Origin of the sequence: Streptomyces sp. NPDC048248 (assembly GCF_043201875.1) — a bacterium.
GTDB lineage: Bacteria > Actinomycetota > Actinomycetes > Streptomycetales > Streptomycetaceae > Streptomyces.
The window spans coordinates 304,280-327,961 of sequence record NZ_JBICZL010000001.1; the positions used below are offsets into that span (position 1 = coordinate 304,280).

A 23,682-nucleotide genomic window follows, 5' to 3' on the forward strand; every position below is an offset into this window, starting at 1 on the left:
TGGCCCGCGCACCACTGTCGCACCTGGGCCCGGGCGTCGGGCGAAGTCCTGCCTGAGGGGTCCCCACTCAGCCTGCCGCCGTACGCCTCCTCGACGGCCGCTGGCCCCTTCGGGGATTCAGCATCCGCGACACCCTCTCCGGATCGTTCACGTCGTACCACGACGTGCCGTCCTCTGAAGGGTCCTCGGCGGCCACGCGCAGCAGCGAGTCGGCCTCCGCAGCGTCCACAAGGTGGCGGTTGCTGCTGCTCTGCTCCAGCCTGCCGGCTCGGTGACCAACTCGGCGGCGTGAGCCCTTTAAGGGCGGGGCCCCTGCATCACAGGACTGGTCCCGGCCAAGCCGTTGTCGAACCCGATCTCAGGTTGCTTTGGCCGCTCGACGGAGGCTCCAGGCATGTCGGTATTCGCCGAGGAGCAGGGCGATCATGGTGGGTACGGGTGGGCGAGCGGGGGCGGAGAGCAGGGCTGCGCCCTTGCCTATTGCCGCGTCAGCAGTTCGTTCTTCCACGGCGATCAAGGTTCTGACCAGGGGGCGGTGTGCGGGCGGGACGAGCTGCGTAATGGTTCGGCTGGAGGCGAGGGTACGGCGGGCTTCGCCGAGGAGGTCCTGCAGCAGAGCGCGCACCTGTGCGGTGTCCCGCGCATGCTCCAGGTCCGTCCGGGTCACTCCGTGGCGCTCCATCGCATCCAGCGGGATGGCGAGTCGCCCGTCGCGGAGGTCTTCACTCAAGTCGTTGACGAAGTCGAGTCGCTGGCTGCCATCGATGTAGCGGCGGCATGCACTGCGGTAGCCGTCGGGGTCTGCTGTCGGGGCCAGGAGGTTGGCGATGACCATGAACGCAGGGAGCGAGTACTGGTCGATGTAGTGCTGGAAGGCGGCCTCTGTGGCGAAGCCTGTGAAGTTGAGGTCGGTGCGAGCACCGTCGAGGAATTCCTCGACATGGGTTGCGAGGCAGGGGTGTGTGGCGACGGCGTGCAGCAGAGGCCGGATCAGAGGGTGGGTGCTGTGCCGCGTACCCAAGGCCTCACGGACTTCATCATTCCAGCGGTCGAAGGCGCCCGAGCGCGCTCTGCGGGGCCCGGAGTCGAGAAGGTTGTCCGTGTGGTGCATGAATGCCGTCGCGACGACGACGTGCGGAATCAGGGCCCTGGGAAGCAGCAGGCGGGTCGCGACATAGTGCTGCGGTTTGTACCGCCGGACCAGGTTGCGCTGCCGGGTGAAGTCGCTGCGCAGGTGCGGGGAGCGGATTTCCGCGGCATCAAGAACTCTGTTCCACGTACTCACTGACTGTGCCTTCGTTGTCTCGGGGGCCGCGCCGCGGTCTGTGCGCGTGTCGAGGTCGACATCATCATCACATCCGCGTGGCAGGGGCCCTGTCACGGGGCCGCAGCCCCCGCCGGGCCTGGGCCGCCCGACCGGTGGTTGTTGCTGCTACGCCCTGGAGCAGAAGTCCTGCAACACGGTTGTCTCGCCGACGACTTGTGACTTCGTTCATCTCAACCGAGAGCGCCAGAACTTGAGTTCCGACGGCGCTTGGTGCTCGTCGACCGTCGGATGTTCTCGGGAGATGACGCCATACCTGGTCCGGCCCCGCCCGCTTCGCCTCGCGAACGTTGTATCGCAGAACGGCCCTGATCACCGGCGCACAATCAGCACTGTCGTCCTCCGCGGAGGTGGCAGCATCTGTGTCATGACAGACGACAGCACGAGTGGGGTTCAGGCAGGCCGGACGGGACTCATCGTCAAGGTTCCAGACGCTGAGGCGGCCGTCCGAGCATGGCGTGAACGGTTCGATCCGTCAGCCCGAGCAGGGGTTCCGGCACATGTCACCGTACTTTTCCCCTTCCTCGACGAGAGCCGAATAGGTTCGCCCGTCTGCTCGGCTCTCGCCGCGGTTCTCGGCCAACATCGTTCCTTTGACCTGCGGTTCGAGAGCTGTCGGCGGTTTCCGGATGTGCTCTATCTCGTTCCTGAGCCGGACACGCAGTTGCGGCGGCTGACCGAGGCAATCGCTGATCGATGGCCCGAAGCTCCTCCATACGGCGGCAAGTTCACCGACGTCGTACCTCACCTGACCATCGCTGACGGTCCGGCGGATGATGCTGTCCTGGACGCGATGGAGGCCGACCTTCTCAGCAAACTTCCCTTCATGACCCGTGTCTCGTCAGTGGAACTCATGGTGCACGACGGCGTGCAGTGGCAAGAGCGGGCCTCGTTCGCACTCCGCGAATGACCGGCTCGTAGGGCGTGGCTGCTCCGCCGTAGCGGGGCGACCTGCAGTCGCGAGCCAGCACCGAGACGCGAGCCAGGCGGCTTCGACACGGCGGCCCGGGTGTCGAGGCGCCAGGTCGGCCGTTCCAGAGTCGGCCAAGCATCGCCGAGCTGCACGATGTTCCTCCAGGGGGCCAGCCGGCATGGCCGGGAGGGCCTGGGGTCGGACACGACTGCCCCGAACTTCCCGCTCGGCCACCAGCCGCAAAATTGCGGCCGGGGGTCATTACTCCCGGGGTAATCGACGGCGCTCCCCTTTCCCGGCAAGGTCGAGCACATCGACGGGCCCCGCCGGGACCCGGCCGCAGCCGCGAGGAGAGCGCCATGCCCGTCCAGTCCCCCGCCACGGCGAGTTCAGCCGTCACCGCGTCTTCCGTCGCCGAGGCGACCCGGGCCGTCGTCCAGGAATTCCTTACCGCCCGGGTCGCCGGGGACACCGGACGGCTCGTCGAGCTCTTCGCCGACGAGGTCGACTGGCTGCTCGCCGAGAACGTCGCCGTCCCATGGATCCGCCCACGGTCCACCGCCGCCGAATGCGCTGCCCAATTCACGGACTTGATGAAGTACACGGTGCCCGAGAACGCACGCGCCACCGTCGACACCTTTCTCGTCGACGGTACCGACGCCGTACTGATGGGGCACGTGTCGGGGACCGTACGTGCGACCGGAAAATCCTTCGAGGGCCCGTTCGCTCTGCACCTCACCGTCGAAGACGGCCGGGTCACACGACACCACCTCTACGAGAACAGCCTGTCCATCGCTGAGGCATGCACCCCTTGAGGGCACGGGCGGACGGGTCCCGGAGGGGCCCCGTGCCCCTGAATTGAGCCCTTGCCCCGGTTCTCGGAGGACTCATCCGTTGAGGGTTGCCTGCCCTGCGTCCGGTGTCCTTTCCCTCTCAGGCAGGGCGATGGTGACTGCGGCAGGTCGACGGGACCGGTTCAGTGCTGTCGCAGCGGACAGCACTGCCGGGGCCGCTGCAAGTGCGAAGCACAGAGGCAACGGGAGGCGGCCCACCAGTAGCCCGGTAGCAGCTGTTGCCCCCGAAGAACCGGCATTGAAAGCGGTGTTGACCCATGCGCCCGCTTGGATGCGGGCGGCCGGACCGGCGGCCTCATCGGCAATCAGGTAGGCGGTGGTGAGGGCTGGGGCGACGAACAGCCCGCCGAGCGCTGCCCAGGCGATGAGCGCATACGGATGGGGGGAAAGCCCCGTCGTAGCCAGGGTCAGCCCCAATACTGCGGCAAGGCATGACAGTCGCAGCCTGGCTGAGGCACGCCATGGGACGGCACCGTAGATCAGGCCCCCAATGGCGCTGCCCGCGGACAGTGCCGCCAAGACCCAGGCCACCGCCTCAGGGTCGTGACGTTCGTCGGCGAAAGCGATCACAAGCAGGTCGAACGCTCCCAAGCACATGCCCACTCCGGCCGAGACGGCGATTGCCTGACCCAGTCCGGGGCGTCCTTGCAGCGGCCGTCGGCGCGGCGACGCGGGTTTCACGGCGTGGACGAGCCCTGGGGACGGCGCCGGCGCCGCGGCGGAGACCTTCTTCTGATCACCCTCGCGGCGGACCGCGGGAGAGGAGGTCAGGGCAAGTGAGCCGGTCAACACGAGTGCGGCGCTCACTGCAAGACCGACCGATGGAACCGTCACTCGTACCAGCAGGCCCACCAGCAGCGGACCTGTGACAAAGAGGAGCTCCTCGGCAACCGAGTCCAGGCTGTACGCACGTTGCAGCAGCCGTGTGTCAGGAACCAGGTCGCTCCACAGTGCCCGCATCACCGGTCCGAGCGGCGGTGTGCTGGCGCCGGCGCTCATTGCCAAGACCCCGAGAAGGACTCCTGACGAGCCTGACCAAGAGGCCGCGAAGGCCAGTCCGGTCAGCAACAGTGCGTAGACCGTGGCCATGGGGAGCAGAGCGCGGCGCGGCCCGTATCGGTCGATCAGCCCGGCGCGGGCCGGCGAGAGAAAGACGCTGGTGAGCCCGAACAAGGCCATGACAGTGCCGGCTACGGCGTAGGAGTTGGTGGCCTCTTTGACCGCCAGTACCAGCGAGAGAGAGACCATTCCGTATGAGAGTCGGCCCAACAGGGCCGCACCGAATGTACGGGCGGCGTAGCGGGTGCGAAGCACAGCCGCATACGACGGGTCCGTGGAAGACGAAGACATGATGATGTTCCCCGGAGAGAGAGCGCCGAGCTGATGGCGCGCACATGTGCATGGGCGACGAGGGCCGCGCCCGATGGGCGCAGTCAGCACAGGCTCCTATGCACAGAAGGGGAACATGCGGGTCAACGTAGCAGACCGGGATCCGTCGGGCCACTGCCGTCCTCACTGGCGTGAACAAGTGGGAGTCTGCCGACGCTCACCTCCCGGCGGCGTGAGCTGATCATGAGCCCGCCCACTCCGACGCAGTACGAAGTGACGTCTCAACGCCGTGAGTTGGGGCGACACCTCCATCCGCGAGGGCGGTGCAGAGGTGGCATTTCTTGCCGAGTGACCAGGTGCCTGTCCTTAGGTGAGCGCGGCATGCAGGCACCACCACGCGAGCAACTGCCATGCCTCGGCCGGCATGTCGGCTTCAACGACAGAGCACGAAAACCTACGCGGCCGAGGTGCGTATTTTCGGTATGTAGCCGCGCCGGGGCGGTGCGCCGGGAGTGCGCCTCGGTAGCCGCGTCCCGGGGTGCGCTTCCGTGAGCCGCGTACACCTCATACGCCTGTCACTTTAAGGGTTTTGGTGACTACGTCGGGTAGGACTTTGGGCGTGATCTCCTCACGTAGCTCAGGCGTCCCTCTCTTACATGGGGCATCAACCGCCCCTTGGAGCACGGGAGTTCGCTGCGTGAACAGCGAGCTCAAGGTTCACCGTGCATGCCCACAGGACGATCCTCGCCGTCGGCTCGCTCACCGCAACCGACACGTAGCCGGCTCGCGCCCACCCCCGCGCAGGCAGGCAGGGCCACGCGAAGGCAAACGCTCCGACTGCTCCCACGACGTCGTCATATCGCCCTGCGCCCTATCCAAAAGGAGTTCCTCAATTGGACACGGCGGCATTCCGCCCTTACAGACTGGCCGCGACACCCACACAGCGGCGCATGTCCCTCGTTGCCCGGGTGTACGGGTATCCGCCGGACCACAACGCCGGCTCAGAGTGGATGCTGCACTCGATGCTCCGCCCCCTGGCAGAGCGTGGCCACCGGGTCGAGGTCTGGCTGTCACACCCCGGAAGGACCGAGAAGAGCTACGAGATCGACGGGGTGCAGGTCATCCCCTACCAAGAAGGCATGGACTTCGCCGCCCACGCCCAGAACGCGGACGTACTGCTGTCCCACTTCGAGAACGTTCCCCTGCTGGCGGGGCTCGCGCGAGACCGGCGAACGCCCCTGGCCGTCATCTGCCACGACAACTTCGCCACCAGCTTCCACAACGCGGCCGGCGCCGATCTCGTCGTCTACAACAGCGAATGGATCAGACGGGACGGCGAGATCTTCTACGCCCGCTACCCACGAGAATTCCTCCCCCGGCACAGCATCGTCGTCCGCCCGCCGGTCATCGCGGAGGAATACCGCACCGAGCCCGGCGAGGCAGCGACGCTCGTCAACCTCAACTCCGATAAGGGTGGCGAGCTGTTCTGGCAGATCGCCGCCTGGACACCGGAATGGAATTTCCTCGGAGTCCGCGGCGCCTACGGGCAGCAAATCATGCCACCGCCACGGCTACCCAACTGTGAAGTCGTCAACGGAGTTCCCGGACAGCAAATGCGCGACCACGTCTACAGCCGGGCGCGCGTGATGCTCATGCCCAGCCTGTACGAGTCCTGGGGACGAGTGGCAGTGGAGGCATTCGCCTCGGGCATCCCCGTGATCGCCCACCCCACCCCCGGACTCGTCGAGTCCCTGGGAGAGGCCGGCATCTTCGCCTACCGCGACGACCTCAACGCCTGGAACCACGCGCTCACCTCCCTGCGCGACCCGACCAATTGGGCCCGTGCCTCCCGTCGGGCCAAGGCCCGCTCCATCGAACTCAGTGCGGCTCCCGACCTCGACATCTGGTGCGACGCCGTCGAATCTCTATGGAAAACCAGCCCACGCAGCGGCATCCGCAAGCGCGCAATCGGTGCACTCGTCGACGCCAGTGAGCTACGCCGCAGCACCGGGGGCGGCCTCGCGAACCCGAATCGAGAACACCCCGCCCCCTAACGGCATTACATGGTCGTTCACGAGCCGGCTCACTCACAGAGACCCACTCCCACCTTCCTGCAGACTCCTCCACAACCGATTCGAGTCTGTCTGCAAAAAAAGCCAAAGGCTGGACCTCTGTCCATATGCAAGGAAAGGAAGCAAGGAGAAAACCATGAGCCAAGAAAAGATTCTCGCCTCCCCTCAACCCGCCAGTGCGATCGAGCCCCGTGCGGCCATTGAGCCAGGCGACAGCGCACCCCTCGCTCCCTACACCCACATCCAACGCTTCGACTACACCGGCAGCGTCCAAAACCTCACCGTCCCCCCGGGTGTCACCACCATCAATGCCCGCTGCTGGGGTGGCGGAGGGCACGGGGCCAGCGCCGGGGGCGGAGGCGGCTTCGCCACCGCGGACATCGCAGTAGTGCCGGGGGAGACACTGCGGGTCGTCGTCGACTTGGGAGGAGGCACGTCCGGTGGCGGCGGAATGAGCGGCCTGTACAGCCAACGACTGGGACAAACCCTCCTGATCGCCGGAGGTGGCGGAGGATGCTTGGTGGGGAACTACCCCGAGGCGCGCGGTGGCGCGGGCGGCGGTATCAGCGGCTCTGACGCACAAGCGCAGTCAACCGGCGGCGGGTGGACAGGGACACCCGCGCGTGGAGCATCGGGCTCCACGGGCGGCGCCGCCGGGGCCACTTCCAAAGGCAACGGCTATGGGGGGCGTGGCGGCAATACCGGTGAGAACGGCGGCGCCCACGTGGGGGGCGGCGCTGGGGGCCAGCTGCCGATCCCGGGAATGGGCGGAGGCGGGGGCGCAGGCTACGGCGCCTACACGGGTGGAGGCGCCGGCTACGCAGGCGGCGGAGGCGGTATCGCCTTCGGCTACAACGGCGCCTTTTACAGCGGTGGGGGTGGTGGCAGCAGCTGCGTGGACGGCCCCGGAGTCACCGCGGGACGCACCCTGCCAGGCGATGGCACCAAAGCCGGCGGCAAGGACGACCCCCTGTACAAGTCCCCCGTCGGCGACGCGGGCAACCGAGGCCAAGTGGTCCTGCAGTGGACCGAGTTCACGGCTATCCCCGGCGGACCGCCCGACGTGGAACTGACACGAGGCGGACCCGCCGGCTACCCAGGAGTACGCGTCGCAGCCGACATGGCGTTCGAACCAGTGACAGTGACAGTCGCCCTGCCCACTGACCGCGGCCTGCTCTTCGGCACCTCCACACTCGCCGACCACCAGCTGACCGTCCAGAACGCAGGCGGGGAGGCCACCCCGTACACCGGAACCCTGTCCGAGGACGGCACGTCGCTCATCTTCTCCAACGTGGATCTGAAACTGCCCGGGACGACGACCATGTGGGTCGGCGTGAGCGCCGGTCACGACGCCCCCCTCGGCGCCACCAATCTCACCTTCACCGTCGGAGGGAAGACCTCCCCCTCCACAACCGTCGTCGTGGGGCCCGGCTACAGCGTGTCCCCCGGCGGCGCGCCGGTGACCGCCGAGCGGCACGGATCGCCCGTGTACCCGGGCGTGGAAGTGCGGAACGACGGCACGGAGACCATCCCTCTGCAAACGGTCACCGCCGCCCTCCCAGCCGATGCCGCCATGCGCTTCGGTACACAGGCCAATGCCGACCACCAACTGACCGTCTGGCCCGTAGGCGGAAGCACCACGGTCTACGCCGGGACCCTGTCCGACGACGGCCGGACCCTCACCTTCTCCGACGTCGACCTGGCAACCCCCCAGAGCGGATCACAGTCAGTCATGTGGGTCTGCGTCAGCGCCTCGGACAACACCCCCGTCGGCCCCACCAGCCTCCAGTTCACCGTCGGCGACCGCACCTCACCATCAACCACCATCAACGTCATCTGACCAAATGGCGGGGGACGGATTGCGCCGAGGACCGCTCCTGTTCGTTGTCGACGAGGAGCCCTCTCGCGGTACCCCAGAAGGCCGCATCCGTGTCGGACCGCGTCCTTGTCCCGGCCCGCAGGTCGGACGGCTTATCTGCATTGAGCGGCGCGTGAACGGAGCGCGGCGCACCCCACCCCGAGGCAGCCGTAGTGCCGCGCCCTCCCTCCGCCGTCGCTGACCGGCAACCCAGATGGCCCCGACCCGAGGCCGGTCGGGGCCATCATCGGTGCCGACGCTCCAGGCAGACAGTTGCGGCCCACCGCGCCAACCTCGTGTCGTCCGCACCGGCGGGGTCACGTCACCGGGCGGTGAAGCCGGAGTTCCAGCCAGGCGACCCGCCAGAGGGTGCTGCTCCCACCCTTCGAGGGCTCCTGTTCTTCCCTATCAATCGCGACTGACACCCTGCAGCGAGGAGATACGCACATGGCTCACGTCCACGCGGAATTCCTGGTCGACAGCTCCCCCGTGCCACGTCTGGGCGGCGGTCCGGGACTTCGGCGAGGTGCACCGGCGCCTGGCGCCCGGCTTGGTTACGCACACGCGCCTGGAAGCGGATGTCAGGGTCGTGACCTTCGCGAACGGCGTGGTGGTCCACAAGCTCCTCGTCGACATCGATGACGAAGCCCGCCGGGTCGCCTACGCGGTGGTCGGTGGATCGCTGACCCCGAAGCACCACCACGCCTCCATGCAGGTCTTCGCCGACAGCGCGGAAAGCAGTCGGTTCGTCTGGATCACCGATGTGACGCCGGACGATCTCGCGAGCCCTATCGCCGAGATGGTCGACCAAGGAGCACGCGTGATCAAGCAGACGCTGGAGACCGCGGCCACACAGAACAATTGACCAACGGACTGGAGATGCTGAGCCCCTCCGGCGGTGGATGGCCCCCTGGGCGGCGTCCGGGGGTGGGTAAAACCTGCCCAAAGTGAGAAGTGGGTTGTCAGGAATCTCTTTCGGACTGGTGTGGAATTACGAGTACCGGTCGGCTTCCTGAGCTGAACGCTCCAGTCGGTTTCGATGGCTCTCCCACCACGCCGAGTCGCCCGGCGCCATGCTGTCGTTGGCCTTGTCCATCCCCACCGCACCGTCCATGAGTTCCCGGATGATGTCGGCATGGCCGGCGTGCCGGTGTGTATCTGCAATCACGCGCACCACGGCATGATGCAACGTCACCTCGTCCCTGCCGCTGGGCCACCACGGAACCTTGCCGACCGTGTCCAGTGCCAGCGCGTCGAGCGTCGCGTCCGCGTGAACCCACGCTCGGCGGTAGAGCTGCACGATGAATTCGCGTGTCTCGCCGGCAGTGGCCCACATATCAGCGTTGGGCTCGGCACCGTCTTCGAGCCAGGGCAGCGGTTCACCGGACGGCCGTCCGAAGGTGTCGCCGAGGTAGCCCAGCTCCACGCCCGCCGCGTGTTTCACCAGGCCGAGGAGATTCGTACCGGTCGGCGTCGAGGGCCGGCGGATGTCGTATTCGGAGAGCCCTTCGAGTTTCCACAACAAGGCTTCGCGGGCGGACTGCAGAGAGAAGTGAAGATCAGCCTTGGGGTCGGATGCGGTCATGGGGTCAGTCTGCCGCTCGCGTGAGCTCTGTCCACCAGATGCAGCGAACCCGATCCCGCGCTGCAAAAAGGCCCCTGGCGCCTCCGGGCTCGGCGGAGGGCCGTTCGCCTCACTTCAAAATCTTGTGTCGTTCGTCCACGCCGCGATCTCCGCGGCACCCCGACGGACCGCTGATTCCGGGTCACGGGCGACGAGCCATCCGCAGGCCGCTGCCACGTCCGGCACAGTGCCCCATCCCGCGAGGGCGTCATGCACCCCGGTCTGCATCCAGTCGGCATGATTGTCATCGGCTTCGGCAACCGCGAGAGCAGTGAGCCTTACGGCGGCCAGCGTCCCCAACCGAGCCAGCGCCTCTGCCGTCTGGCGCGTCACCGCCGTATCCGCAACGTCCAGCAGTAGACCCACCAACGCCTCTGCAGCTGCAGGAACATCCGCGTAGGAGGCTAGGTCACGCCCGGCACGAGCACGCTGCGACCACGAGGGAGACGAAGCCTCGGCCAGAGCCGCCTGCAACCCACTCATCGTCGCTGACATGACCAGACAGTCTCATGCCTCAAGAAGATCGATCCCGGACCGACGCTGGCCACAGAGCCGACGAAGAACGCACAGCCGCGCGCCACCGAGCAGGTCCCGAACCCCTCCTTCGATGAGTGGGTATATCCACCCCAAGGGCCGCCGGGTGGCGGTCGGATAGGGGGGGAGTCGTGGAACTGCTGGTGCTGGCGGTCATCATCGTGTTCGTCATGTTGGCAGTCGCCGGCGCAGGCGACAGCGGAGGCGGAGGCACGGAGTCCGGCTGGAACGACCGGCCGCCAGGGATCGACAAGAAGTCCTGGAAGAAGATGCGGCAGGAGAGCGAGAGGATCAAGAGGGAGATCCGCAAGAACCCCCCTTCCGACGGGGGCGCGGGCGGTGACTTCGGTCGTGGAGGGCATGGCTGTGGTGGAGGTTGCGGTGACGGCGGCTGACTGTGGCCCACCGCTCTCCACGATTCAGGGTCTTGGACAGCGGGCCGAGGCTCCCGGCCGGCTTTGCTGGTGAGCTCGTCGGTCGCGTCGGCGAGAAGGCAGTCGCGGCAAGGATCTCGGGACGCCCGTCGGCCTATACCGTCTTGGCCGGCGCCTCCCCCGGCGCCGGGTCCGAGCGGTACGCCCTCGCACCCGGCCCAGCGGGGATCGTCGCCGGCCTGTTGGTGGGCGGGCCCACGCGCCGGGCAGTTCCCGCCCGCGGCGAAGAGGAGTTGATCGGAGCCGTCCGGTCGAACGCAGCCGGCCGGCAGCCCAGAGTGTCGACGCCTCCCGGACGCACCCGGGATCGCATGATGAAGGCCGTACTCCGCCTGACAGCAGGGAGCGCAGACAATGTGGCGGTTCGACGGCTGGGGCGTGCGAGCGCGGATCGGGGTGCTCACCCCGCACGCCGATGTCGGCCCCGAGTCGGAGCTGCGCGCGATGGCGCCGTCCGACATCGGCATTCATGCGGCCCGGGTTCCGTTCGGCGCGATGAAGCCCGGCGGTGCCATGGACGCCACCATCCCGCTCGCACCGGTGAAGGCCTTCGCCGAGCCGCCGTACGTCGACGATGCCGCCGAACAGCTCGCCGCCGCGCCCGTGAGCGCGATCGGCTTCGCCTTCACCAGCTCCGCGTACGTCATCGGCGCCCGAGGTGAGGAAGCAATGTTGCACCGGCTTGAGGGCCGCGTCGCGGGGCTCCCCGTCGTCGCCACCTGTGCCGCGACGGTCAGAGCCCTGCGTCTCCTGGGTGTGGGTCGCCTCTGCCTGGTTGATCCGCCGTGGTTCGACGCCGAGCTGAACGCCCTTGGCCGGGTCTACTACGAGGACGCCGGATTCGACGTACCGTTCTCGGCTCCCTGCGCACTGCCCAGCGGACAAACGCTCATCCAGCCGGGCGATCTGTACGACTGGACGGTGAATCATGTGCCGGACAGCGCCGAGGCCGTCGTCATCGGTGGCAACGGCTTCCGCGCCGTCGGCGCGATCGAGCGACTTGAGGCCGCACTGGAGCGCCCCGTACTCACGGCCAATCAGGTCCTGCTGTGGGCGGCCCTGCACGCGGCGGGTACGACCACGACCGAGGTCAGCGGCTACGGCCGGCTGTTCTCCGTGGACATGACGGCTTCATGACGGTGCGTCAACGGCAGTCCTCGGGGAACGGTCAGCCAGGGTCCGGACGAAGCGCCGGCCGTGCCTGGGCAATGACACGGCCAAGGACTGAACGGGCTGAGCTGGAGCCTGGCCACCGGGCGGGGCCATGTCCTGGGCCAACAATTCTCCGGGGCCGTACCAACGTGTGTCTCCGTCAGCTTGTGGGTCCAGCAAGTCAGTCATCATCTGTCAGCGCTCCAGCGCGGGAAGGTCGGTCAGGCCGGTGTCGAACATGATGCGGTCGACCGTCTCCTTCAGCGTGCTGTCGGCGCCGATGACGGTCTCGATGCCGCCGGGCAGGAGATCCAGCGGTCGGTACCAGTCCCGCAACTGCGGCTCACCCACCTCGGCGGCGACCGGCTTGGTGGCGTGACGGGCGAGGGTCTGCTCGAGTGGCACGTGCAGGTAGTAGGCGTGGGTGGGGCCGCGGTGGTCGGCGCGCAGCTTGGCGAGCATCTCGCCGTACCGGTCGGCGTAAAGGATGCCTTCGACCACGACGTGAAACCCGGCCTCCAGCGCGTAGCGGGCGGTCAGGTCGATCAGGCCGATGTTCGCAGCTCCCGGCCGGTCCCGTTCACGCAGCACGATCCGGCGTAGGTTGTCCTGCCCGACCAGCGCCAGACCGCGACCGAACCGCTCACGGAGACCGGCGGCGACGCTCGACTTGCCCGACGCGCTGTTGCCGCGCAGGACCACGAGTCGGGTTTCTTCAGTGCCCACCATCACAGCGGTCACGCTACCGACGACCACCGACAACGCGACTGGGCGCGGTACGACACTTCGCCGTCGGCAACGGAGCCACCATCCACATCGCCGTTTCCGCCCGCGCGCTGTAACCGCACGGTGCCGCGCGGCTAGAGAGTGCCGAAATCGGGAAGGGTGACCGAGCCGTCCTCGGCGAGGGGGAACCCGGGGTTGTGCGCGACCTCCCAGGCGTGGCCGTCCGGGTCGACGAACGCACTGGAGTAGAAGCCGATGGCGTTGACGGCCGCCGGCTTGGTGATGGTCCCACCGGCCGCCTCCACTGCCGCGAGCAGAGTGTCGACCTCCGCATCGGACCGGACGTTGTGCGCCAGCACGATCCCGCCGAATCCGACCGCCTGCCCGGGCTCCAGGCCGCAGTCCTCCGCCAGCTTCTCGCGGCTCCACAGGAGCAGCCCCAGGCCACCCGCCTGGAAGAAGACGGTCTCCTCGACTTCCTGCCCCCGCCAGCCAAGAGCCTCGTAAAAGCCCTTGGCACGGGCCAGATCGGAAACCCCCAGCGTGACCAAAGTGATGCGCTGCTCCATGCGGTCACCGTACGCCGCCCCCGGTGATGGCCAACACGCTGCTCATCAGCCACACCTCAAACACGCCCGAGTGGACTACCGGGACCTGTGTCCCCTGGTTGTGGTGGAGGGACGTCTTCAGGCTCGTGCCCCAGCAATTCCCCCGAATATTCCGTGCCGTGCGGGTCGGTGGAAGGGCAGACTCACTCCATGGCGGACATGCAAGCATTCCGGGACGCGGTCAGTCGCTGGGCGGCCGGCGGCCCCGGCGATCCGGCGAGTGATCTGGCTGTGCAACTAGGGGTGCGGACAGCGGTGCTGCTGGAAGGGCCGAGCGACCTCGCGGCCGTCGAGGCGCTGGCCGCACTGCGTGGCCGGGACCTGGCCGCGGAAGGGGTGTGCGTCGTACCGATGGGCGGGGCGATGAGCATCGGCCGCTACGCCGGTCTTCTGGGGCCACCCGGTCTCGGCCTGCACCTGAAGGGACTGTGTGACGAGGGCGAGCAGCGCTTCTACGACCGAGGCCTGAAGCGTGCCGGGGCGCCTCACCAGGACTTCTTCGTCTGCGTGGCGGACCTGGAGGACGAGCTGATTCGTGCGCTGGGCGCAGAGCGGGTCGAGGAGATCCTCCGGGCCGAGGGCGACCTGCGGGCCTGGCAGATCTTCCTGCGCCAGCCGGCGCATCACGGTCGCCCCCGGCAGCAGCAGTTGCGGCGCTTCCTCGGCACGAAGAAGGGCCGCAAGATCCGCTACGGCCGTCTCCTCGTGGAGGTCCTTGACCCTGAACAGGTACCGGCCCCGCTCGACGACCTACTCGCGAGCCTGTGACCGAACGTCGTAGGGAGCGCCCAGTGCCCTGATACGCCACGGCCCGCGTCCTGGACCTGGCCCTTGCCCTCTCCGCCCGCGAGCATCCGAGTGTGCCCCCGGCCAGCGTGTCCCGGGCACGTCCTGCCGCCGATCGACGACGGGCTGTAGAGACGTTGAGGGCCCTTAGCTCAAACGATCGAGTCCTGAGGTGTCTGAGGAGGTGGGCCCCTCCCCCGTCCACCGGGGACGCCATAAATCTTCCCCCTTCGGTTTGCGCGGAGCTGCCCGTTGGTGGGCGCTGAGCATGAGTGTGAGGACCTCGCTGGGCTTCGCCCTCGCGGCACGGCCCGGGCAGCGAACGGGTGAGGCTGTGCCCACCGGTACCCCTGACCGACGGACAAACGCTGGAGGGTAACCTGCACCGGTCAACATCACGTTGACCATCATTCATGCCGTCAACCATGGGGGACAAAGTCGTGTCCGCACCGCCGCCCTACCAGAACCAGCCGCAGCAGCCGTACGGACACCAGCAGCCCCCGCAACAGCCGTACGGATACCAACAGCAGCCGCCGCCGCAGCAGCAGCAGCCGTACGGGTATCAGCAGCCCCCTCAGCAGTACGGTCACCCGCAGGCGCCGAAGCAGCCGTACGGTCAACAGCAGCCGCCACGCGGCCCGCAGCGGCAGCAGCCAAGTGCGTTGCAGCGGCTGCTCAGTGTCGCCATCGTCCTGGCCGTCATCGGCGGCGTGGTCTGGTACGTGGTGGACTACAACACCGATCCCAATGGCGGTAAGGCCGCGAAAGAGGCCTCGGCGTCCGCGTCGGCCAAGGCATACGACGAGAAGCACAACGCGAAAGTCGGCGACTGCGTCAAGATCACTGGCTCCGGCGACGCCGTGGAGATGACCATCGTCGACTGTGACTCGTCCGAGGCCCAGTACAAGACGGGCGACGTGATCGGGGGCAATGAGCAGTGCGGGCCGCAGTACGTGCGCAGCCTCGTGTCCTCGTACGACCACCGTGTCACTACCACCTGGTGCCTCACCAAGGTGTGACCCTCGCAGCCCACTGGCCGTCGCCCACCCACGGGCGGCGGCCGCTGTCATGCTCGCCCCCTTTCGGGACTCCCCCACAATCTCCGGCAGCCGACCGCTACCTGCGCCGTGGACCGGTGATTGTGAGAAAGTCCAATGGTCCACTGCACGCCGAGCCGGGTGACCGGACCGTTGCGAGGAGCCGGCCGACGATCGGACCGTGTTGTCCGTGATCCGTTCGAACCTTGCACGCCCGCACGTCCGCCGTGAAACAGGTCACGGGGCGATGCCCTCATCTTTGTGGCTTCTGCCAGTACGACGGTCTGCCGAGGCGCGGGGAGACTGCCCACCAGTGGCTGCGGAGTGCCCGGGAGCCGGGGGCCTGCGCCCAGGACATGGCGAAGCGCAGGGGAGGACAGCACGATGGGCGTGCAGCAGTACGACGAGATCGGTGAGGCGTACGAGGGCTTCAAGTCCCTGCCGCTGGAGCACTACGCGGTGGTGCCCGGCTTCCTGGCCATGGTCGGGGACGTACGCGGCAAGTCGGTCCTCGACCTGGCCTCCGGCACCGGCTTCTACAGCAGGGAGTTCAAGCGACGCGGTGCCTCGGATGTACTCGGCGTTGAGATCTCCGGTGAAATGGTCGCAGTGGCGGCTGAGTTGGAGGATCAGAACCCGCTGGGTGTGCGGTATGAGCAGGGTGATGTAGCTGAACTACGGTCCCTCGGGCGGCGCTTCGACATAGCCACCGGGGTCCAACTGCTCAACTACGCAGAGGATGTCGCCACCATGGAGCGGATGTGCCGCAACGTGCACCGGAGCCTGGCGCCCGGCGGCGAATTCTTCGTACTCAACCAGTCGCCCGACTACCGCTTCGACGGGCCGCCCATGGGCAAGTACGGCTTTCTCAGCGAGCTGACCGGCGAGGAGGCCGAGACCGGACCGCGTGTCCGGATCACGGCGCTGCTCGACCCCCCGATCGGGTTCGTCACCACCCGCCCGCGCCGCGAGGTCTACGAAGAGTGTCTGCGGGCGGCCGGATTCAGCGAGCTGGCCTGGCTCCCGCTGGACGTGTCCGAGGTCGGCGTGCGCGAGTTCGGTGCGGACTTCTGGGCGGACTTCCGCGCCAACCCGCCGATGGAGATGCTGCGCTGTCGCGCCTGAAGTCAGCGGGACGGAACTGGCGCAACCGCAGTTCTCCTCAGTGGGGCCGGCCTGTTGAAGTGGCAGGCATGGCAGGGTGCCCCACGTGTGCTGTGCGCACGAGCGCGGGGCACCCTGTCGACCAGTTGGTGCGTCAGTCCCCGTCGGTTTCGAAAGTGCGCAGCAGATCGGCTGCGACACTCACGGCGATGGTCGCGGGTTCCTTGCCGGTCATGTCCGCCAGTCCGATCGGGGTCTTGATCCGATCGATGGTGGCCTTGTCATGACCGCCCTCGGTGGCAAGGCGTTTGTGGAACCGCACCCACTTGGCCGCCGACCCGATCAGCCCGATGGAGCCGAGATGGGTTGTGCGCAAGGCGGCGTCGCACAGGGCGGCGTCCTCGGCGTGATCATGGGTCATGATCAGGATGTGGGTGCCGTGCGGCAGCTCTGCCAGCACCTCCTCGGGCAGCAGCGGCGTGTGATGCACGTGCACCTGCGCCACCGCGTCCCCCAGCACGTCGAGCCGCTTGTCGGTGAGGATGTCGGCGCGGGAGTCGATCAGATGGAGGTCGATGTCCTGGCGGGCCAGGATGCGGGCCAGTTCCAGCCCGACGTGTCCGACGCCGAAGATCGCGACCGCCCGTACCACCGGCAGCGGTTCGAGCAGCACCGAGACCGTGCCGCCGCAACACTGCACGCCGTGCTGGTTGGTGACCTTGTCGTTCAGGGCGAAATCAATCAGCTCCGGTTCCGGCTTGGACACGGTGATCATCTCCCGGGCCCGATCGATCACGACGGCCTCGACATTGCCGCCACCGATCGAGCCCCATGTCTCGCTCTGCCCAACGACGAGCTTCGCACCGGCGTCGCGCGGGGCATGGCCGCGCACGGTCGCGACGGTCACCAACACCCCGGGCTCCCGGCGTGCTCTCAACCGTGCGACCGCGGCGACCCACGTCATGTCAGGCACCGCTCAACGCTGCGGCGTCGCTTCGGTTCCTGCCGTTGGCGACGTGGCCGTTGGTGGCGAACCCGCTGCGGACGTGACCGTTGTGGGAGGCATCGCCCTGGCGAGCCGCCTGGATCGCCCAGTACACCGCCTCCGGCGTTGCGGGCGAGGCCAACTCGACGCTGATGCCGCTCGGCCCGAACGCGGCGGCGGCCTGCCGCAACGCTTCTCGCACCGAGAACGCCAGCATCAGTGGAGGCTCACCCACCGCCTTGGACCCGTATACCGCGCCCTCTTCGGTGGCATTCTCCAGAAGAGTGACGTGGAACTCCTCGGGCATTTCCGAGAAGCTCGGCAGCTTGTAGGTGCTCGCGGCCTGCGTCAGCAGCCGGCCACGGTTCGGCCCTTCACCGGCATCCCAGCGCATGTCCTCCAGTGTCAGCCATCCCGCGCCCTGCACGAAACCACCCTCGACCTGACCGATGTCGATCATCGGGGAAAGGCTGTCGCCGACATCGTGCACGATGTCCACCCGCCGGATGCGGTACGCGCCGGTGAAGCCGTCAACCTCCACCTCGGTCGCGGCGGCGCCATGGGCGAAGTACTTGAACGGCGAGCCCCTGAACGTCTTCGCGTCCCAGTGCAGCCCCTCGGTCCGGTAGAAACCGGCCGCCGACAGCTGAACTCGCTGGAAGTACGCGGTGCGCACCAGGTCGTCCCAGGCCAGTTCCTTGTCGCTGCCCAGGCTGCGCGCGATGCCCTCGACGATGCGCACGTCGGAGGCGTTCGCACCCAGCTGGGTGGCGGCCACCTGCAGCAGCCGCTCTCGCAACTGCTCGCAGGCGTTCTTCACCGCCGCACCGTTGAGATCGGCCCCGGCACTGGCGGCGGTGGCAGAGGTGTTGGGCACCTTGTCGGTTCGCGTGGGGGCCAGCCGCACCTTGTGCAGCGGGATACCCAGCGTCGTCGCGGCCACCTGCAGCATCTTGGTGTGCAGGCCCTGGCCCATCTCGGTGCCGCCGTGGTTGATCAGGACCGAGCCGTCCTTGTAGATCAGCACCAGCGCACCGCCCTGGTTGAAGGCGGTGAGGTTGAACGAGATGCCGAACTTGATGCCGGTGATCGCAAGTGCCCGCTTGGTGTTCGGGTGCGCGGCGTTGAAGGCAGCGATCTCGCGCGCGCGATCGGCGATGCCGGCGTTGTCCCGAACCTGCTGCCAGACCGTGGAGATGCGTTCGGGGTGAACGATCGGCTGTCCGTACGGCGTCGACTGGCCCTGCCGGTAGAAGTTGCGCTCACGCAGTTCCATCGGGTCCAGGCCCAGCAGCGGCGCGCACCGGCCCATGATGTCCTCGATCACCAGCATGCCCTGCGGCCCGCCGAAGCCGCGGAAGGCGGTGTTGGAGACCTTGTTGGTCTTGGCGATGCGGCCGGCGATACGCGCGTTGGGGATCCAGTAGATGTTGTCGATGTGGCACAGCGCTCGGGCCACCACCGGCTCGGACAGATCCAGGCTCCAGCCGCCGTCGGCGGTCAAGGTGGCGTCCAGTGCCCGGATGCGGCCGTCGGCGTCGAAGCCGATCTTCCACTCGGCGTGGAACCCGTGCCGCTTGCCGGACATGGTCAGGTCCTGAGTCCGGTTGAGGCGCAGCCGAACGGGCCGGCCGGTCAGCTTGGCGCCGAGCGCGGCGACGGCGGCGAAGCCGTGCGGCTGCATCTCCTTGCCGCCGAAGCCGCCACCCATCCGCAGACACTGCACGGTCACCTCGTGGCTGTGCAGACCGAGGACGTGCGCGACGATTTCCTGGGTCTCCGAAGGGTGCTGGGTGCTGCTCTGGACGAACACCTGCTCGCCCTCGTCGACGTAGGCCAGCGCCGCGTGCGTCTCCAGGTAGAAGTGTTCCTGGTCGGAGAACTGGAACTCGCCGGTGAACACGTGCGCGGAGTCGGCGAAGCCGGCGTCGGGGTCGCCCGTCAGCATCACGGGCCGAGCACCGTGAAAACTGTCGGCCGCGATGGCGTCCTGCAGCGTGATCACGGAGGGCTGTTCGTCGAGTTCCACCTCGACGGCCGCCGCACCGAGTCGGGCCGCCTCCAGGGTCTCGGCGAGCACCCAGGCGACCGCATGGCCGTGGAACATGACCGTGTCGGGGAACAGCGGTTCGTCGTGCTTCATCCCGGCATCATTGACGCCGGGCACGTCGGCACCGGTCAACACACGGACCACACCGCGCACGGCGAGCGCGGGCTCGGTGCGCAGCGCGGTGATCCTGCCGTGGGCCTTCATGACCTGGACGGGGTAGGCGTGCAGCACGTCCTTGGTGCGATGAACCAGGTCGTCGGTGTAGAGCGCGGTGCCCGTGACGTGCAGGGTGGCACTCTCGTGCGGCATCGAGACGCCGACGACGGGCTTCTCGGGGCGCTCGGACAGTTGACTCATGACGACACCGCCTCGGTGGTTTGCGCGTACAGCTTGAGCAGGCTCTGGCCGAGCATCGCGGAGCGGTATTCGGCGCTGGCGCGATGATCGTTCATCGGTGTGCCCTCGACCTGCAGCACCCGGGCCGCGGCCTCGATCGTCTCCGCCGCCCACGGCTTGCCCTCCAGGGCAGCCTCGGTGGCGAGGGAGCGGATCGGGGTGGCGGCCACGCCTCCGAGGCCGATGCGTGCCTTGCGGACGATCCCGTCCTCGATGTCGAGCGCGAAAGCGACTGCCACGCTGGAGATGTCGTCGAAGCGTCGCTTGGCGATCTTGTGGAAGGCCACGACCGGCGACAGCGGCAGCGGGATGCGCACCGCGCGGATCAGCTCGCCGGGACGACGCACGCTCTGCCGGTAGCCGGTGAAGTAGTCCGCCAGCGGGACCTCGCGCTCACCGTCGGCGTCGGCGAGCACCACCGACGCCTCCAGGGCGAGCAGCGCCGGCGGGCTGTCACCGATGGGGGAACCGGTGCCCAGGTTTCCACCGAGGGTCGCACCGTTGCGGATGAGCCGGGAGGCGAACTGCGGGAACAGCTCCGCCAGCAGCGGGACTTCGCCGTCGAGGCGGCGTTCGATCTCGGTGAGGGTCAGCGCCGCCCCGATCTCGATGTGGTCGGATTCGACGCGCAGCGCGCGCAGTTCCGGCAGTCGGTCGATGGCGACGACGCAATCCGCCCTGCGGGAGCGGATGTTCGCTTCCACGCCCCAGTCGGTGGAACCGGCGACCACCACGGCGTCGGGCCGGTCGCGCAGGATCTGCAGCGTTTCGGCCAGCGTGTTCTTCCGCAGGAAGGTGCTGTCGTCCTGGGTGTATTCGGTGGCAATCGGTGCGGGCGCGGACTGCTCGCGACGCTGCGCCAGCGGGTCCTCGTCGGTGGGCGTGCCGACGGCGAACGCGGCATCGCGAATGGGGCGATAGCCGGTGCAGCGGCACAGGTTTCCGCTCAGCGCGTGCAGATCAAAACCGTTCGGACCGTGCTCGGCGTCAGTGATTTCGGCCGAGTCGGCGTGAGCGCAGCGGTCGGGGCGGTAGTACTCGGCAGCCATGCTGCAGATGAATCCCGGCGTGCAGTAACCGCATTGGGATCCGCCGCGGACCGCCATCTCCTCCTGCACCGGGTGCAGCGTGGGCGGCGTACCGGGTGCGCCAGCGGTGGCAAGACCTTCCGAGGTGATGATCTCCTGACCGTCGAGGGCCGCTGCCGGGACCAGGCAGGCGTTGACCGCCACCCAGTCGGTGGGCTTGTCCACCCCCGGACGGGCCACCAAGACCGAACAGGCGCCGCATTCACCCTCGGCGCAGCCCTCCTTGGTGCCGGTGAGGCCACGCTCGCGCAGAAAATCCAGCGTCGTGGTGTGGGGCGCAGCCGGTGAAATCGGTGTTTCTTTCCCGTTGACCGTGATCCGTGCCGCTACCATGTCGGGCCTTCGTTTCGGGGCGCGATCGGTCGATTCATGTTGTTCGCCAATTTCAGGCAGCTTTCTGTGTTCAGGCGCGCCACGTAAATAAACAGGCGCAAAACGGCACGCGATAGCGACGTACCGGAAAAAGGTGACAGGAAACCTGGAATGTGCCACGAACGGGCACATCAGAACGGCGTACTCAGCAGCCGTGCGCGATCCGACCCGGAACCCAGACCGTGTGGTGGGCGAGGCGACTCAGATCAGAGTGGATGTTCATCCGCTGGCCGCCTCCTTTCGGTATTCATGGATCAGCGTCCACCGTAAAGTATTGGCTGAGGCCACAGAGGTCAAGAGGTGACCTCCATCCGCGCCCTCCCATCGGCTGGGTGCCGCCGCTGGGTGGTCGAGCGCCCGAGGTCCCGACCGGCCGGCTCCCCCTTGGTTGCGGGTCACCACGAACGCAGCGCTTCCTCGTCCTCATCGCCATAGCGCACTGCTGAGGGCCGTGGCCGCAGCGGTTCGCACGTGCTGACATCACAGAACCGGGCGCATGTGGTGCTAGGCCGGCAGAGATCACGGAAATAGGCTGGAGGTCACTGGTCTGCGCCCCCTGAAAGCAGGCGGAGGCCGCTGCGGGTTCGCTCTGTTCGTCAACGCGGAGACCAACCGCAAAAGCATCGATCGGCACCTGCGCGCCGGGTGCCGGCCGTCGTCGAGTCGCATCCCTCTGCAGGAGATCCTCATGGACTACTTCGACCTCGGGTCCTTTACCCGGCCCGTATCGACCCGTTCGGCGGAAGCGCAGCTCTGGTTCGACCGTGGCCTGGTATGGAGCTACGCGTTCAACCACGAAGAGGCGGTCACCTGCTTCGAAGCGGCGGCGGCAGCCGATCCGGACTGCGCCATGGCGTACTGGGGTGTCGCGTACGCCCTGGGCCCCAACTACAACAAGCCCTGGGAGTTCTTCGACGACACCGATCTGCAGCGCACAGTGGAACGGACGCATGCCGCCGTCGAACGGGCCCACGCGCTGTGCGACGGGGTCACGCCGACGGAGCGCGCGCTCATCGAGGCGTTGCGCGAGCGCTACCCGGCCTCGCAGGCCGCAGAGGACTGCTCCGTCTGGAACGCGCCCTACGCCGAGGCCATGCGCACCGTTTACGAGCTCGCACCCGATGATCTGGACATCGCCACGCTCTACGCGGACGCGTTGATGAACCTCACCCCGTGGCAGTTGTGGGACCTGCGCACGGGCGAGCCCGCCGTCGGCGCGCGCACACTGGAGGCGAAGGACGTCCTCGACCGTGCGTTGGCGGCCGGGACGGGCTCCGATCACCCGGGCGTACTGCACATGTACACCCACCTGATGGAGATGTCTCCGACGCCGGAGAAGGCCCTTTCGATCGCCGATCGGCTGCGAGGGCTGGTCCCGGACGCGGGCCACCTGCACCACATGCCCTCGCATCTCGATGTGCTGTGCGGGGACTACCGACGGGTCGTGTCGGGCAACAGCGACGCGATCAGGGCCGATGAGAAGTACCTGCGGCGGGCCGGCGCGATGAACTTCTACACGCTTTACCGCTCGCACAATTACCACTTCAAGATCTACGGTGCGATGTTCCTGGGCCAGGCCAGGACGGCGCTGGAGACTGCCACGCAGCTCGAAGCTTCCATCCCTGAGGATCTGCTGCGCGTGGAGAGCCCGCCCATGGCCGACTGGCTTGAGGGCTTCCTCGCCATGCGGGTGCACGTGCTGATCCGCTTCGGCCGGTGGGCAGACGTCCTCGCGCAGCCGATGCCCTCCGATCCGGAGCTGTACTGCGTCACCTCGGCGATGCTGCACTACGCGCGCGCAGTGGCGTACTCCGCCACTGGCGTGATCGCCGAGGCCGAGGCCGAACGAGAACTCTTCCGGCGTTCAGCCGGACGGGTTCCCGAGACGCGGATGCTGTTCAACAACACGTGCCGGGACATCCTGGCGATCGCCTCCGCCATGCTCGACGGCGAACTTGCCTACCGCAAGGGCGAGTACGACGAAGCGTTCGCTGCCCTGGAGCGCTCCATCGAGCTGGACGACAACCTGCCCTACGACGAACCGTGGGGCTGGATGCAGCCGACCCGCCACGCCTACGGGGCGCTCCTGCTGGAACAGGGCCGGGTCGAGGAGGCCGAGGCCGTCTACCGGGCCGACCTCGGGCTCGACGACACCCTGCCCAGGCCGTTGCAGCATCCGGGAAACGTCTGGGCACTTCACGGCTTCCACGAATGCCTCGTGCGGCTCGGCAGGACAGGAGAGGCTCGCATCGTCGCCCAGCAACTCACCGTGGCCACCGCGCTCGCGGACGTCCCCGTCGAGGCGTCGTGCTTCTGCCGCCTCGACACCGCGGAACCGAAGGGCGGCTGCTGCTCCGACTGAGCCCGCAGCACAGCGAACTGATGCTGTGTCATGGCTGCGTGATCACCCGAACTGCCGCACCCCTCCCTCGGCGA

At 67.7% G+C, this 23,682-nt stretch carries 19 protein-coding genes; 11 read left to right on the forward strand and 8 right to left on the reverse strand.

Translation table 11 applies throughout. The features are described 5' to 3' along the window. Positions 1-358 precede the first annotated feature (358 nt). Positions 359-1,285: a phytoene/squalene synthase family protein gene (locus ACGFZW_RS01490; protein WP_393890933.1), complete on the reverse strand. Its 927-nt coding sequence runs from the start codon at positions 1,283-1,285 to the stop codon at positions 359-361. 406 nt (positions 1,286-1,691) lie between these two features. On the opposite strand from ACGFZW_RS01490, the gene ACGFZW_RS01495 reads away from it, so the two are divergent. Then, positions 1,692-2,234, forward strand: a complete 543-nt coding sequence (locus ACGFZW_RS01495; protein ID WP_393890934.1) for a 2'-5' RNA ligase family protein — start codon at positions 1,692-1,694, stop codon at positions 2,232-2,234. Between the two features lie 362 nt (positions 2,235-2,596). Continuing rightward, positions 2,597-3,052, forward strand: a complete 456-nt coding sequence (locus tag ACGFZW_RS01500; protein ID WP_393890935.1) for a nuclear transport factor 2 family protein — start codon at positions 2,597-2,599, stop codon at positions 3,050-3,052. 72 nt (positions 3,053-3,124) lie between these two features. On the opposite strand, the gene ACGFZW_RS01505 is transcribed toward ACGFZW_RS01500, so the two are convergent. Then, positions 3,125-4,441 (reverse strand): MFS transporter, encoded by a 1,317-nt coding sequence (locus ACGFZW_RS01505; protein WP_393890936.1) that lies wholly within the window; start codon positions 4,439-4,441, stop codon positions 3,125-3,127. 929 nt (positions 4,442-5,370) lie between these two features. Here ACGFZW_RS01505 and ACGFZW_RS01510 point away from each other — a divergent pair. From ACGFZW_RS01510 to ACGFZW_RS01520, 3 genes are all read left to right on the forward strand, one after another. Then, the gene (locus tag ACGFZW_RS01510) at positions 5,371-6,474 is read left to right on the forward strand and encodes a glycosyltransferase family 4 protein (protein ID WP_393890937.1); all 1,104 of its coding nucleotides are present in this window, start codon (positions 5,371-5,373) and stop codon (positions 6,472-6,474) included. Between the two features lie 781 nt (positions 6,475-7,255). After that, positions 7,256-8,332: a hypothetical protein gene (locus ACGFZW_RS01515; protein WP_393890938.1), complete on the forward strand. Its 1,077-nt coding sequence runs from the start codon at positions 7,256-7,258 to the stop codon at positions 8,330-8,332. Positions 8,333-8,564: 232 nt separating this feature from the next. Next, a complete protein-coding gene (locus ACGFZW_RS01520; protein WP_393890939.1) occupies positions 8,565-9,215 on the forward strand; it encodes an SRPBCC family protein in 651 nt (216 codons plus the stop codon). A gap of 126 nt (positions 9,216-9,341) precedes the next feature. Here ACGFZW_RS01520 and ACGFZW_RS01525 read toward each other — a convergent pair whose 3' ends face one another. Further along, a complete protein-coding gene (locus ACGFZW_RS01525) occupies positions 9,342-9,935 on the reverse strand; it encodes a DinB family protein (RefSeq protein ID WP_393890940.1) in 594 nt (197 codons plus the stop codon). 704 nt (positions 9,936-10,639) lie between these two features. On the opposite strand from ACGFZW_RS01525, the gene ACGFZW_RS01530 reads away from it, so the two are divergent. After that, entirely contained in the window at positions 10,640-10,903 is a 264-nt protein-coding gene (locus ACGFZW_RS01530; RefSeq protein ID WP_393890941.1) for a hypothetical protein, read from the forward strand. Between the two features lie 393 nt (positions 10,904-11,296). Further along, positions 11,297-12,079, forward strand: a complete 783-nt coding sequence (locus tag ACGFZW_RS01535; protein WP_393890942.1) for a maleate cis-trans isomerase — start codon at positions 11,297-11,299, stop codon at positions 12,077-12,079. Positions 12,080-12,289: 210 nt separating this feature from the next. Here ACGFZW_RS01535 and ACGFZW_RS01540 read toward each other — a convergent pair whose 3' ends face one another. After that, a complete protein-coding gene (locus ACGFZW_RS01540) occupies positions 12,290-12,823 on the reverse strand; it encodes an AAA family ATPase (protein ID WP_393890943.1) in 534 nt (177 codons plus the stop codon). Between the two features lie 131 nt (positions 12,824-12,954). After that, the gene (locus ACGFZW_RS01545) at positions 12,955-13,389 is read right to left on the reverse strand and encodes a VOC family protein (protein WP_393890944.1); all 435 of its coding nucleotides are present in this window, start codon (positions 13,387-13,389) and stop codon (positions 12,955-12,957) included. Between the two features lie 189 nt (positions 13,390-13,578). Here ACGFZW_RS01545 and ACGFZW_RS01550 point away from each other — a divergent pair, with 189 nt between their 5' ends. From ACGFZW_RS01550 to ACGFZW_RS01560, 3 genes are all read left to right on the forward strand, one after another. Further along, positions 13,579-14,196 (forward strand): TOPRIM nucleotidyl transferase/hydrolase domain-containing protein, encoded by a 618-nt coding sequence (locus ACGFZW_RS01550; protein WP_393890945.1) that lies wholly within the window; start codon positions 13,579-13,581, stop codon positions 14,194-14,196. Positions 14,197-14,639: 443 nt separating this feature from the next. Next, on the forward strand, positions 14,640-15,233 hold the full coding sequence (locus tag ACGFZW_RS01555) for a hypothetical protein (RefSeq protein WP_393890946.1): 594 nt from the start codon (positions 14,640-14,642) through the stop codon (positions 15,231-15,233). 402 nt (positions 15,234-15,635) lie between these two features. Beyond that, a complete protein-coding gene (locus ACGFZW_RS01560) occupies positions 15,636-16,376 on the forward strand; it encodes a class I SAM-dependent methyltransferase (protein ID WP_393890947.1) in 741 nt (246 codons plus the stop codon). A 133-nt stretch (positions 16,377-16,509) separates the two neighbouring features. Here the strand turns inward: ACGFZW_RS01560 and xdhC are convergent, their stop codons facing one another. From xdhC to ACGFZW_RS01575, 3 genes are read right to left on the reverse strand one after another with little or no spacing between them, the layout of a single operon-like run. Next, positions 16,510-17,319 carry a xanthine dehydrogenase accessory protein XdhC gene (gene xdhC, locus ACGFZW_RS01565; protein WP_393891273.1) on the reverse strand — a complete coding sequence of 270 codons (810 nt, stop codon included), beginning with the start codon at positions 17,317-17,319 and terminating at the stop codon, positions 16,510-16,512. 1 nt (position 17,320) lies between these two features. Continuing rightward, complete coding sequence (xdhB, locus tag ACGFZW_RS01570) at positions 17,321-19,747, reverse strand: xanthine dehydrogenase molybdopterin binding subunit (protein ID WP_393890948.1); 2,427 nt, start codon at positions 19,745-19,747, stop codon at positions 17,321-17,323. After that, complete coding sequence (locus tag ACGFZW_RS01575; RefSeq protein WP_393891274.1) at positions 19,744-21,207, reverse strand: xanthine dehydrogenase small subunit; 1,464 nt, start codon at positions 21,205-21,207, stop codon at positions 19,744-19,746. The genes xdhB and ACGFZW_RS01575 overlap by 4 nt, the downstream gene beginning before the upstream one ends. 727 nt (positions 21,208-21,934) lie before the next feature. Here ACGFZW_RS01575 and ACGFZW_RS01580 point away from each other — a divergent pair. Next, positions 21,935-23,608 (forward strand): tetratricopeptide repeat protein, encoded by a 1,674-nt coding sequence (locus tag ACGFZW_RS01580; RefSeq protein ID WP_393890949.1) that lies wholly within the window; start codon positions 21,935-21,937, stop codon positions 23,606-23,608. Positions 23,609-23,682: the final 74 nt, after the last annotated feature.